Here is a 13,022-nt window from a genome sequence, read left to right as displayed (position 1 = left end):
CGATCAGAGGAATACCCTGTGGTCGACCCGTGATCTGTCGAAGGAACCACCGATGAGCCCGACACCCCGCCGCTTCGCCGACGATGACCTCGCCCGGGTTCGGGAGCAGGCAGACCTCCTCGCCCTGGTGAGTGACTTCGGTGTGGAGCTTCGCCGCTCGGGGTCGTCGTGGAAGGGGCTGTGCCCCTTCCACGACGAGCGGACCCCGTCGTTTCATGTGCGCCCTGCGGAGGGCACTTACCACTGCTTCGGCTGCGGAGCAGGAGGAGACACGATCGGGTTCGTTCGCGAGACCGAACACCTCTCCTTCCCAGACGCGGTCCGTTACCTCGCCGACAAATATCGCGTTTCGCTCACCGAGACCGTCGACCCTGACGCGCAAGCTGCGATCGAGCGACGCGCGAAGGCACAAGCGGCGATCGACTCCGCCCAGGACCTGTTCAAGCGGACTCTGTCCGCACCGGAGGCGCAGCCAGGCAGGGACGAGCTGACCAACGGCGGATTCACCGGTGAGGACGCCGCAGCGTTCGAGTGCGGATATGCCCCGCAGGGCGGCAAGGCGCTACAGGAGTGGCTGAGCCAACACGGGCACACGGTGGACGCAGCCGTAGACGCCGGGGTGCTCCGCCGCCGTGACGACAACAGCGTCTACGCGATGTTCCGCGGCAGGCTCACCTGGCCGATCCACGACCAGCACGGGAAACTGGTCGGATTCGGTGCCAGGAAGGTCCGAGCCGAGGACCCGATCGAAGGCAAGTACGTCAACTCCCCGGAAGGCTTGCTGTATCACAAACGGCAAGTCCTCTACGGGTGGAACACCGCCCGGAAGGCGGTGCACAAGACCGGCCGGGTGCTGGTCTTGGAGGGGTACACCGACGTGATGGCTGCCCGCCTGTCCGGCGTGGTCGAGACGGTCGCCACGTGCGGGACAGCCTTCGGTGAAGACCACCTGGGGCTGCTGCTGCGGGGCGCGCCGCAATCGACGCGGATCGTGTTCTGCTTCGACGGCGACCTGGCCGGAGCCAAAGCTGCACGGAAAGCATGGGAAGCCAGCATCCAAGTCGCGAACCGCTGCTACGTGACCCCACTGCCAACTGGACTCGACCCGCGTGAGCTGTACCAGCAGTCCGGGCCGGAAGCTCTGCGTGCAGCGTTGCAAGAGCCGATACCGTTGACCCGGTGGCTGATTGAGCAAATGGCCGCTGCAACAGAGCCCACACCTGAGGCGCAGTCCGTCACCGTCACGGAAATGACCGAGCTGGTGAAGCGGCTACCAGACCCGATCATGCGGGACGCATACCTGCGCGATCTGCACCAGCGTTACGGGGCGCCCGCCCCGACGCCCGCAGGGTCGCCCCAGCGGCGATCCGATTCAAACGGCACCGGGCGAGTCCTCGACGGCTGGACTGCCTTGCAACGCCGTGTCGCGCACCGGGTCATGTCCGACCCGATCGCAGCTGTGCTGGTACTAGCCGACGAGCAAGACCACACGTTCCCTGACGAAGCATCCGCCGCGATCATCCGCGCGGCAGCTGCCATCTCAGAACGGACCGACGTCGCAGCATCCAGCCAGCGGGCATGGGCGGGCGCGATACACGACGAGGTGGAGTCGACGGTGGACGGAGCACACAACGCCCGGGTCGTGATGGACGTGCATGACCTAGACGGCACTAGCACCGAAGACCTCATCGAGCGCCTGTGGCAGCACCGTGACACGCGTAGCCACGATGACCAGGTGAAGCAACTGCTGGGCAGGATGCGCGCCGCGACAGGAGAAGAGGCCGACCACCTGTGGGCTGAATACGAGAAACTGATCGGCCAGTAGAGCGACCTCGTTTGTGGGTGTGTTACGACATGCCTGGTGGTGGACGCTGATCCGCCTACGATCAGTGTTGTGACAACGACACTGACTCGCTACGCCGACAAGATGTCCGGCCTGGATGGAGTACCCGGCCTGGGGGTTGCCCTGGCAGCGGCGGCTCAGGAGCGTCCAGTTCTAGACCCGGCCGACATCACGATCCGGGCAGACTGGGATCGCGCAGCCTGCTGGAACTCGCGCGGAGCTGAGGAACAGTTCTTCGCCACCCCATCCGAGGAAGGCGGGCAACGGACGGTTTCGAGGGCGCGAACCATCTGCCGCACCTGTCCCATCCAACGCGAATGCCTGACGCTGGCGCTGACAGCGGTGCCGCACGGACTGTGGGGCGGGTTGACGGCGAAGGAACGCATCGCCCTTGGTGGCCCGCGCGGAACCGACAACACCAAGAGCCGTGGAGCCAACCCGGGCACAGCGTTGGCGACCCTGCATCGCCTCGTAGAGCGGGACCATCTGGACCCCGCAGTCATTGTTGGCGCCATGCTCGCCGCCTTCACCCCGGCCCAAGCAGGGGCCGTCAACAACCCGCCTTACGTGGCCCGCTTCAACGAGTAGCGTGATGCATGTCGGAACAACCGACATTCACCCCGGTGTCACCTGGGAGGCGATCAGGAATGAACGACACCACACAGATCGAACGAGTCACACAAATCGGCAACACGGAACTCCCGCACACGCCGACCCAGCGCGAGTTGGACCAGTTCTGGAACGACGACCCGGTACCGCTCGGCGCGGACCCGCATGCCAATAACCCCGTCGACCCTCAAACAGTCGCGGTCGGGTGAACACGATGCGTACCTCACCGCCAGCACCTACGACGGGGTTCCCTGCTGCTCCCACTCCTGTGGCCGCTCAGTCACCCACCGGAGCGTCCCCAGCGGGTTCCACCGTGGAGTCCGAGCTGAGCGACCTCATCGCAGAGTTGACGGACGAGGTCGCCCGGCAAGACCGGCTCGCCAGTGCTGCGCGCACCGACCACCACCCCGCGGCAGCTTCTACGCTGCGTTACGTGATCCAGCGGATCAACGCGATTCGCACCGCCCCGAGTAGGAACAGGACGTGCCCGTGACCAGAACCCGGTACTTCGTCACAGAACCGTTCATGGCTTACCCGAAGGGTCGACTCCTGCGGGTCTGCGGACCGACGACGCAGATCGCAGAGTCCGGCGCCCGCTGGGACCCCACCACCCAAGACACAGGGCGAGACCACTACACGCAGATCACGCCCGCAAAGGCCCGCAAACATCCCGAGTGGCCACAGTGACCGCCGACCCCGGCGAGTGGGACACGCTGATTGACGCTGCGCGGCAGCTGCTCGAACCCGTGGAGGGGCTTCCAGAACGGTTGCGGAATCACCTCGTCGCCAACAACACCGTGGCTCGTTTCGCAGGCGAATCGACCGCGGCACCGAGCAGGATCGCGTATGTCGACGGCGCGCTGGCGACAGAGCAAACCGACGCATTGGTGTGGGTCGCCGCGGTTGGCGCCACTCACGCCGACACCGACCTGCCGACGCATGAAGTTGCCAGCGTGCTCCCGGTCTCAGGGGACACCGACCGGGCGACGTCGGCGCTGATGGCCACGTGTGAGCTGCAAGCGTGCATTTCGGCTGTCCGGGACGGCTGCGACCTGGTCGTGATGGACGGAGGCATCGCCACCCCGCTCGTCTCCGTGGTGGCCGGGCTGATGGCCGCGAACAAACACGTGCGGGCAACCGTCACGGATCGGTATGACGCGATTGACCTGACCACCGTCATCTCCGACTACGTTGCCGCGGTGCTCGAAGGGCGCGTGTGCGCACTGCCGAAGCAGGACACCGCAGCGGTCTACACCGCGTCGTGGGCACAACAGTTTGCCCAGCACCTTCCAGACGGGGCCGCAGACGTACTCAGCATGCTGCGGGATCGTCCACTGCTCACACAGATACTGGCTCCGGGAGAGTGGGTCCGGCCGCGCCCGGCAAACTTGACCACGCTGGAAGCGAAGACGAAAACCAGCACAGGCGTCATCACCCTGCCTATCGACGTCAGCTACGAACGGCTGCGTGACGCGACCACCCTGCACGCCACCTATTTCGCCCCGCAACGGCTCCCCGGCCGGATAGTGAAGGTCGAGTACGCCGAGGGAGAACCTGGCGCATGGGACACCGCACAAGCCCTCATCGGCCTGTTCGACAGCGCAACAATGGGGCCGCGGGTACGTGAACCACTGGGTCAGCACTTGGTTGATGCCGCGGCCAAGCGTGCCGTGACAGCGCTCATGGGGGAGATGCTCGGACGGGCGTCTCGGGCGCTTGGCCAGGGCAGCGTCGACCGGTACCGCACGGTGCGCGTCTAACCCGTTGCCCTGTCCGCCGTCCGCCACCTGCCCCCGCGGCAGCACCGCCCGAATACCCGCCTAGCGCGGCCATTACTACACACGTAACGTCATCGCTGTCGTAACAAGGCTGGGTGACCGCGCAAGGTCTCCCGCAGCGCACACCATCACCAGGAACGGGAGTCACATTCATGATGCACAGCGGCGACAACGGATTGAACCCGCGAGCATGCAGGCCACCGATTGCAGCGCTGGACTCGCTCGAAACGGTTGCGAAGTACGCGACGTTCTTCGGTCTCACCGTGACGATCGCAGCCATCATCGCCGTAGTGCTTCTGGGGCGCAGCAACTACCGCTCCGGCTCAGGTGTGCGGGGCACGATAACGATCGGCTACTTCGTGGCTGGTGCGGGCGCATTCGTCACCGTCGTGGGGTTCGTCGCGCACGCGCTACTCGCTCGAAAGTGCTGAGCCCCAACGCCCTCGGTACGAAACACGGGGGTTCCGGTGATCACATCAGCCGGTAATCTATGTGGTGTCGGAACAACCAAGCGCCAGGAGGCGGACACCATGAACGGTATCGGACTTATCATTGTCATCGTCACTCTCACCATCATCGGGTGGGGCCTACGGGCCGAGCTGCACGACGTGCTCGACTCCTTGGATCGCCGCCACCACACCACTCCGCGCGAGAAGCATGAGTACGAGCACAGCCCGTATGTGAAGCACCACGCGGCCTGACCCCACGTCGCGGACGTCTCACTCCCGCAACGGGTAGCCGAACCGTTCGCACATAGGCCGCGCCAGCCCTATCGCTGCCTTCGTTTCAGCAGAGTCTGTGCCGGAGTGCCGCAGGATCACCGCCGCCGCGTCCAATAGCTTGTAGGCATCACTGTCGGATGACGCTCGTGACCGCAGTGCCTCCGCAGTGTGAATCGCGGTTCGTTGCGCAATTCCGCGCGCAGCCATCGACGTGTCCACCAGCGGACACCCAACGCTGGCGGCGTCATGGTCACTCACCCCGGCTGTCTGGCACCCTGACAGTGCAACCACGGACACCAGCGGTCCAACGATCCAGGCGACTCGACGCATGAGCCCAGTATGACTGAGAGCGGCAGGGGATCGACCACGCCGAGGGCATGTACCTGCCGCATCGACGGAACATCCCATAGACTCGAACCACAAGCCACCACCGGGCAGCTACCCGGGCAAGAAGGGAGCGTGACCATGAACCAACTAGCCGACATCCGCGCCACGCCGGACTGGACCCCTCTTGGTCTCGCGACGCTCGGGGACGTGACCATCCCGCAGGACGCGCTCACCCCAGAACTCGACGCACTGGGACCAGTTCCAGCCCCCGAGCCGGACCCCGAACTCACACTCTTCTAAGCCACAACCGATGCGCCTGACGCCACGCGCATCCCCAAACGAGAGCCAGCTTGGAAGGAAACTCAGCAGCCCCGGGCAGAGCCGCAGGCTCATCGCCCGGGGCTGCTCGTGCCCACGCCCGATCTGAGGCGAACCGGTCGCGATAGCGGCTGGGGCCGTGCACTCAGCGCCAGGCCCGGACTTGTCCGAAGAGGCCCCCGCAGCCGACTGATACGTGCCGCCAGCCCCCAACCTGTCGCGATGGGTGCGACCCAACACGCGACCAGTGGCCGCTGCGGCAGCAGTGCTTCCTCTTCGGACGGCCCGAAACCCATCTACCCACCGTCAGTAGCTACGCCTAACGTATTGCCGGTCGGAACAAACACGGACCTCTGGAAGGCCACCATCATGACTCTGGTCGAGACGCACCCCAGGCACAGCGAGCACACCACCACGAACCCAACTGACAACACGCAGGACGAGCCGGTCACCTACCAGCGACTGTTCCAGATCATGCGCTACTACGGCTTGGGGACCGCGGCAATCGCGCATGCCGCGGCCGTACCGCAACAGGAAGTTCGAGACTGGTTGTTCAACCGCGCGACCATCCCGCAGAACCTCGTCGCCGCGGCCATAGCAGACCTCGCACGGACCACCGACGGCTTCATCGAAGACATAGCACCCGTTGCAGCACGGACGGGCACCATTCCGCTCTACCGCACCACCAGTGCGTTGCGCCAAGCCCGCGAGGACCTCCCCGGCTTCGCCGACATCACCTGGTGGCGCCGCGTAGTAGCCCGTGCGGCCGGTGGCGCAGACGTCGTTGACTTCGCAGACGGCGTAGAGACACCTTTCGCAGCCGAATGGAGCGCGACGAAACTCCCCGTCGACACCATCCTCCGCATGACCAGTTCGGGAGCCTCCGCCGACCTGTACCGCGCCACCTACGAGACCGTGAGCGAAGCCGACAGTTGGGACGACGCCGCGCACTCAATGGCGTCCGCCGACGCCGCGCGACGACTTGCCGACGCGGGGGTCAGCGCCGACTGGTTGCGATCTATTTTCGGAAAGCCCGGCATGCTCGCCCCCGCGGGCCAGCGACCAGCACGGGTCACGGTCGACGCGGTTGTCGCAGTGCACCAAGACCGAGTGCCTGCCGTTGTTGTGCCGCTGCTGACCTACCTGGGCACACCCGTCGAGGACTGGGAACACGTTGCTGCGCTGGCGTTGCGCGCCGACGACACTGCACGCACCGCGTTCATGGCTGGTGCTGACCGACACCCGCAGCTGCGGAGCATGCGGTATTGGGCGTGCGCCGACCGAAGCGTGCACAACCGGGACCGGCGGATCACCGGAGAGCGGTGGGATATCAGCACCGTCATGGAATACACCGAGACGGGTATCACTCCAACCGTGGTGCGCCGCCTGGACGCCGCGCTGATGCTGCTGCTGGGAACCGACACGAACAACACCCCCGCCTACGACGCGGTTACGCGTCTTGTGCTGGGGGAGTGACCCACGACCGATGAGACGATCAGCGAACAACATGAGGGGTGCACCGGTGCAGGGATTGAGCAAGAGACGATGGACAACAGTGGTCGCGGCAGTGGCGGTCACAGCCGGTCTTGTAACGACACAGGGGTGTTCGGCCGCGCGGCACCTGCTTGACCAGGTGACGTCCGCCAACAGTGGCCCGTCGAGCACGGCCCGCCCCGCGCAAACGGGGTCGGCGAGACAGGCTGCCGCCGGGAAGGGCATTGCGACCGCGCGTGCGCAGCTGTCCGAACTGGCCGTCAAGGGACGCGCCCCGATGACCGGCTACGACCGGGCCCAGTTCGGTCCTGCCTGGACCGACGACGTCAGCGTCAAGGACGGGAGAAACGGGTGCGATACCCGCAATGACCGTCTCCGGGAGAGCCTGAAAAGCGTTGTGATTAAACCGAATACACACGGTTGTGTAGTCCTTAGTGGAGTGCTGCACGACCCGTACACCGGGAAGACAATCCACTTCGTCAGGGGCCGCGGAACGAGCATGGCAATCCAGCTCGACCATCGCGTCGCGCTTGGCAATAGTTGGGTCACCGGAGCCCAGCAGCTGTCCGCCGAGCAGCGGCGGAACCTCGCGAACGACCCGATCAACCTCGTGCCGGTCGACGGCCCCACCAACGAATCCAAGAGCGACGGCGACGCCGCGACGTGGCTGCCACCGAACAAGGGCTACCGGTGCATCTACGTGGCCGACCAGATCGCAGTGAAGGCCAAGTACCACCTGTGGGTCACACCCCCTGAAAAGGCAGCGATGACACGAGTTCTCAACGACTGCTGAGTCGTTGGTTCGCGGCACCTGCGTCTAGCGCGGATTGGGTGATCCCGGACGCGGCCCGTCATACCCGGGTAGCCGGGACCGCAAATGGTCCGTAATGTCGTCTGCGTCGGAACAACCGGGGCACGCCGCCCCACACGCACAGGAGGAACAAGACATGGCCACCATCGCTCCCTTCCAGACCAACCCGCTGGACAACCCGGCCGCATTCCATGCCGAGGTGACCGAGTTCATGCACCTACACTCCTTCGCGGTCGCCGGTGGCCAGATCATCCGGTTCCGGCTCCTCACCGAGGTAGTTCCCGGTGTGGGTCGCTGCGCAGACGTCTCGTACATCGTCGGGCGCCTGCCTGGCGGTGAGCTGGTCCGGGTCTACAACGGTGGCATCGACCCGCTGACGCCGCTGCGGGTCATGAAGCGCTGCCTCATCGAGTGGGGCAACCGCGTGAACGTCAACATGAAATCCCTCGGCTTCCTGAACGAAGGCAACTGGTCGGTAATGCACTGACCGTCAACACGAAACCCGCCTGAAACCAAGCAAGTATGCCCAAGAGGAGAGAACCATGAGTAAGTGCAGCTACGCCCTCCGTGATGACGCCTTCGACCTACACATCGACAACAGCGACGGGCTGATCATCGCAGCCCCGCAGGTGGCAGACACGTGGCGCGTATCGTGCGCGCTCATCGTCGCGGCACTCATCCGGGACATCCTCGCGGACGGCCCGCTAGACAACGTCACAGTCATCACTTACGGCGACGATAACGAAGACGCCTATGTAGCTCACCACGGGATTCTGACGGAGTCGCCGGACTCCGACTCTGTGGCAAGCATCGATGGCCACGTGATCGAAGACGTCGAGTCGATCGAGGTAATCAAGCTCTCCTCGTGACGGTGGCGTCGTAACTATCGCGGAACTGTTGACCCGCGAAATCATGAGCCGTCTGGCTTGAGGCAACTCAACGACGCACTCACTCCCGGCCCGATCGCACATCACTTAGAGAGGCTTCCGCCAATGACCCGCGCCAGCACGGACACACCGAACATCGCCGTCATCGGCTCGCCGTCCACCACCACGAGAGTCACGCTCAACTTGCTGCGGGTCGCCTACGGACAGGCCGTCTACGGGCACATGGTGGCTTTCCGCATAGACCTCGTTGACCCTGATACCGGCGCTGAGCGGGCAGAACTCGCGCTCGGAACCGTGACAAGCATCGAGACCGTGAACCCTGCGCACTCGCCTCGCTCGACCGAGGCGCAACATGTCGCGGAATCGGGCCAACTGCCTGCTCTATCAGGCAATGCGGGCGACACACGCGGGGTGGAGGTCTCGATCGAGGCCGTGTTCCGGCGAGATCCCGAGGCTGATGCCTTGGCGAAGACGTCCCGGCAGTGGCTCCCTGCTGGGGCAGCCCTGTCCAACAGTCCAGCAACCGGCACCGCCGTCACGCTGCTCGACCAAGCCCTCGTGAACGAGCTGATGGTCGGCGTGGAGAACCAGCGGTTCCTTGGTACTTTGCGCGGGACCAATACCTTGGTGCCCTACACACAACGCGACTTCTCGGGCGCGCGCGGATCAACGCACTCCGTGGTGGCCGGAGCAACCGGCTCCGGGAAGACCGGGCAGGTCTACTACTCGCTCGCCTGCGACCTCATCTACGACAACTTCGGGCAGATCATCTTCGATCCGCAAGGTCAGTTCGCGACCGAGACCGGAGCAGTGTTCTCTCTGCAAGGGCTCGCTGCCGCGACGGGCCGCACTGTCACGGTGGCTCGGCTGTCGCGCTCGTTGCGGTTGCGTAAAGACGCCCCCATGTTCACCGAACTACTCGCCCGCGTCGGCGTATTCACCGAGCTTGCTTTCGGCGCCGGGTCAGACGCCCAGGTCGCTAACGCGTGCCGGGTCATGCAAGACGCACTGGACGACACGACCGCTCTGCACGCGGCGTGCGGGACAGGGGACTGGACCGAAGCGACGCCGGGAGACCTGCTGGCGTACCTGCTGGCAGACCTGCGTGACGTACTTCCGACTGGGACGATCTATGCAGGAAAGGACGGGCAGCAACGCGTCCGATATGCGATCGCCAAGCCCACCGAAGACGAACTCGCAGAAGAAGGCAGCAACGCGGCACTGGCCAGGTCGTTCCGCGACGGGGTACTCGACCAGCGCCCGGCCTCGGGGAAGCGGTGGGTGTCAGTCCTCACCCGGTTCGCCGCGGTGCACAACCTGTGGTCGCTGTATACGCCCGATGGCGCCGCCAGGGTAGCTGCCGGGACGCCCGTTGGTGACCTCTCCAACCACGAGCTGCGCCGCAAAGCATGGCCTCTGCTGATGGACGTATTCACCTGCGGCACAGACCAACCCGCGCCGTGGCTGATCCTCGACCTGTCCGCCGACGTTGACCTTCCAGGGCTGGCCGACGACGGCGATGACGAGGGCGCGACCGTCGCCGACCAAACCAGGCAGGTGCTCGATGACCCCGGCGTGAAGGCGCGCATCATGCGGCAACTACTTGGCGACCTCTACCGTGCCGGACAGTCCGCATTCAAGAAGGGCGGCCAGCTTTGTGTACGCACCACAGTGGACGAGGCATGGCAATTTGCTGCCCCGGTCGACCACACCACTGACAAGGACATCGCAGCACTGTCAGACCAATTCGAAGACTTCGCCCGTGACGCGCGCAAGCTCGGTATCGGGTGCCGGTTCATCCTTCAAGCACCGAGCGGGCTGCGCGAAGGCATCTGGAAACAGTGCACGGAGCGCGTCATCGGATACGGGATCAGTGAGCAGGCAGACCTTCGCCGCATCGCGAACCTGATCGGCGAGGATCACCTGCGCCTCTACTTGGCCACAGCCGGTCCCGAAGCGACAGGACGCTACTCATTCATGCTCATCGGCGGCGGCATCACCGGCCTGTCCTTCGGTGCCAAGCCCGTATTCCTAGACGTCTTCGACAACCCGTCTGACTGGTTACGACACAACGCTGCCTGGGTGGGAGAGCTGCGGCGACGATGGGCGCACCGGCTTCCCGCAGATGACGCGGGCGGCCCCCTGACGAGCATCCCGCCCCGCCCCGTGCGCGATTCCGCCACGGAGGGGCACCGGGATCGGTTGAATCTGCACGCTGGTGCATCGAACCGCGATGCGGCCCGAGCCCTGACTAGTGCTGCCGACGGAACGGTCAGGGCCTCGTTCGGATGGCAGCCGAAGGTGTCTCAACCCGCTGAGAAGATGTCCGCGACCGCAAGCATGTTCCCGGACGATCCACCGTTCTAGCTAGAGCGGAAACAGATGGGGCGCTGCTGAATGCCGTTATAAGAGAACGTTCTTCGCGTGTGGAGACTGTCAGTGGTCAGCAGTAGGCTCGTGATTGTCGGAACACAGAACAATCACGAGAAGGGCCACCATTCATGGACGGTCACGCACAATGCGTCGCGAACCTGAGTCGGCACAAGGGATTCAGCCCCAGTTCGACAGGCAACGGGGTTCGGATCAGCGAGTTCGCCCAAGACGGGCTAGGCGCGATGGGCGCCTTCGCGGAACTACTGCGAGGCCCGTGGTCCAACGACCGTGTTGCCCTCGTGGGGGAGTGGTCCAACGATGACGACTTGCCAGCCGTAGCACTTGACGAGGCAGAGTGTGGACCGGCCACCGTGTGGGAAAACATCATGGCGTCTTCCGGGACGGGCTGGGGCAACGTCGGTTGGCTGGCCCGGAAGGTAGTGCCTGGAAAGTTCGAGAAGATGCCACAGGGGTGGTTCCGACGGTACGAGTACCGGCCAGTCCTGAACGTCGACACGGAACCCACAGTGTTCATCAACCTCGACAAGAAACAGGTCATCACACCCGCGGGGTTCGGTGACGATCCACGACCCGGCGTCTACGCCGTGAACGGCGGAGGGGGAGGCGTTCTCACCGCGCTGGCAGTGCTACTCGCAGTCAGTAACAAGGGTGGGCCACGCGGTTACGGCGACCTGGGTTCCGATCATGAACTGATCGGGTCGTGGGGAGGGGACCGGATCACTGTTCTTGGCGCTGACACCGTGGCCGCATTAGAGGACGACTCCCGGTTCACGGTGATCGACGCCCGTGTTCGGCAGGTGCTGACCGATTCCTACATGGGCGTCTACATGATCAGCCGTGACGGGGTGACCCGAGGCGACCCGGGTTCGCCGAACGCGGAGGCGGGTGGGTTCATACCGATGCGGCCGCGGGTGCCCGTTCCGCCCATGCCGGTTTCGCCTGCCTGACGGGTGGGGCCAGCCGACGGAGGCTCCGCACTGACTGTGCGCGCCTGCTGGTGGTAGTAGTGAGACGACATCATCGGCGGGGCACTTCCCCGCCGATGTCACACACGCTGGCTACCGTTGCCACGTATCGGAACAACACGCCCCGAACTACGCACGAAGGAGCCCACGATGACCAGGCCGCGACGAGTCGTCTTTCTCGACACCGAGACCACAGGACTTGTCCGCGATGCTGAACCGTGGGACGTCGCGCTCATCGCCCGAACCCCAGCAGGGGACATAGAAACCCAGCTCTACCTGACCGTGGACGAGACAACTGCTGACCTGCGAGCCCTGCAAGTCGGCCACTACTTCGACCGGCACCCGGAAGGCCACCGCGCCGGTGACGCACCGGGCACCCAGTGCACCGACCACCACGTAGCCGCGCAACAGATCGCTGCGATAACCCACGACGCCACCCTTGTCGGCGTCAACCCCGCCTACGACATGGCCGTGCTGGACCGATTCCTGACCCGCAACGGCTACCAGCCCTCCTGGGACTACCGCCCCTACGACCTGTCAGCAGTCACAACAGGTTTGGTCATGGGAGCCGGATACGACCCGGACGGGTCTCTCACCGGAGAAGGTGCCGTATTCCGCTCACACACCCTGTCCGAACTCGTCGGTGTCCCAGTCCCAGCCGACGACGAGCGACACACGGCCATGGGCGACACCCGCTGGGCCCGTGACTGGTACGACGCCGTGCAGGGCATTGCCGCGCGCGTCCGGAGCGCGTCCGCTGTCCACCACCCCAGCCGGGGGTCGGTCGTCTCATCGTCGTCGTACGGGGCGTGTGCTCGCTAGGGCCGCGCGTCCGACGTTGCCGTTATTGTGATGGGTGTCGGAACAATCACAT

At 64.9% G+C, this 13,022-nt stretch carries 15 protein-coding genes; all 15 read left to right on the top strand.

The window, feature by feature from the left end; genetic code table 11:
- Nucleotides 1-52 precede the first annotated feature (52 nt).
- The 15 genes from dnaG (at nt 53) to ACZ50J_RS22250 (ending at nt 12,970) form a co-directional block, all read left to right on the top strand.
- Nucleotides 53-1,825, top strand: coding sequence for a DNA primase (dnaG, locus tag ACZ50J_RS22320; RefSeq protein ID WP_464301429.1), 1,773 nt, complete (start codon nt 53-55; stop codon nt 1,823-1,825).
- 69 nt (nt 1,826-1,894) lie between these two features.
- On the top strand, nt 1,895-2,431 hold the full coding sequence (locus ACZ50J_RS22315; RefSeq protein WP_464301428.1) for a WhiB family transcriptional regulator: 537 nt from the start codon (nt 1,895-1,897) through the stop codon (nt 2,429-2,431).
- Between the two features lie 59 nt (nt 2,432-2,490).
- The gene (locus ACZ50J_RS22310) at nt 2,491-2,661 is read left to right on the top strand and encodes a hypothetical protein (RefSeq protein ID WP_464301427.1); all 171 of its coding nucleotides are present in this window, start codon (nt 2,491-2,493) and stop codon (nt 2,659-2,661) included.
- A 280-nt stretch (nt 2,662-2,941) separates the two neighbouring features.
- Nucleotides 2,942-3,139, top strand: a complete 198-nt coding sequence (locus ACZ50J_RS22305; protein WP_464301426.1) for a hypothetical protein — start codon at nt 2,942-2,944, stop codon at nt 3,137-3,139.
- Nucleotides 3,127-4,212, top strand: coding sequence for a hypothetical protein (locus ACZ50J_RS22300; protein WP_464301425.1), 1,086 nt, complete (start codon nt 3,127-3,129; stop codon nt 4,210-4,212). The genes ACZ50J_RS22305 and ACZ50J_RS22300 overlap by 13 nt, the downstream gene beginning before the upstream one ends.
- A gap of 170 nt (nt 4,213-4,382) precedes the next feature.
- A complete protein-coding gene (locus ACZ50J_RS22295; RefSeq protein ID WP_464301424.1) occupies nt 4,383-4,661 on the top strand; it encodes a hypothetical protein in 279 nt (92 codons plus the stop codon).
- Nucleotides 4,662-4,760: 99 nt separating this feature from the next.
- Nucleotides 4,761-4,931 carry a hypothetical protein gene (locus ACZ50J_RS22290; protein ID WP_464301423.1) on the top strand — a complete coding sequence of 57 codons (171 nt, stop codon included), beginning with the start codon at nt 4,761-4,763 and terminating at the stop codon, nt 4,929-4,931.
- A gap of 486 nt (nt 4,932-5,417) precedes the next feature.
- Nucleotides 5,418-5,579: a hypothetical protein gene (locus ACZ50J_RS22285; RefSeq protein ID WP_464301422.1), complete on the top strand. Its 162-nt coding sequence runs from the start codon at nt 5,418-5,420 to the stop codon at nt 5,577-5,579.
- A gap of 387 nt (nt 5,580-5,966) precedes the next feature.
- Nucleotides 5,967-7,073 carry a hypothetical protein gene (locus ACZ50J_RS22280; RefSeq protein WP_464301421.1) on the top strand — a complete coding sequence of 369 codons (1,107 nt, stop codon included), beginning with the start codon at nt 5,967-5,969 and terminating at the stop codon, nt 7,071-7,073.
- 295 nt (nt 7,074-7,368) lie between these two features.
- Nucleotides 7,369-7,884 (top strand): HNH endonuclease family protein, encoded by a 516-nt coding sequence (locus ACZ50J_RS22275; RefSeq protein WP_464301420.1) that lies wholly within the window; start codon nt 7,369-7,371, stop codon nt 7,882-7,884.
- 154 nt (nt 7,885-8,038) lie between these two features.
- On the top strand, nt 8,039-8,389 hold the full coding sequence (locus ACZ50J_RS22270) for a hypothetical protein (RefSeq protein ID WP_464301419.1): 351 nt from the start codon (nt 8,039-8,041) through the stop codon (nt 8,387-8,389).
- Nucleotides 8,390-8,444: 55 nt separating this feature from the next.
- Complete coding sequence (locus ACZ50J_RS22265; RefSeq protein WP_464301418.1) at nt 8,445-8,771, top strand: hypothetical protein; 327 nt, start codon at nt 8,445-8,447, stop codon at nt 8,769-8,771.
- A gap of 123 nt (nt 8,772-8,894) precedes the next feature.
- Complete coding sequence (locus ACZ50J_RS22260; protein ID WP_464301417.1) at nt 8,895-11,156, top strand: ATP-binding protein; 2,262 nt, start codon at nt 8,895-8,897, stop codon at nt 11,154-11,156.
- A 248-nt stretch (nt 11,157-11,404) separates the two neighbouring features.
- Nucleotides 11,405-12,130 (top strand): hypothetical protein, encoded by a 726-nt coding sequence (locus ACZ50J_RS22255; RefSeq protein WP_464301416.1) that lies wholly within the window; start codon nt 11,405-11,407, stop codon nt 12,128-12,130.
- Nucleotides 12,131-12,298: 168 nt separating this feature from the next.
- Entirely contained in the window at nt 12,299-12,970 is a 672-nt protein-coding gene (locus ACZ50J_RS22250; protein WP_464301415.1) for a hypothetical protein, read from the top strand.
- The last annotated feature ends 52 nt before the right edge of the window (nt 12,971-13,022 follow it).

Source organism: Flexivirga sp. G2, from assembly GCF_055397625.1.
This window is presented reverse-complemented; position numbering and strand designations above follow the sequence as displayed.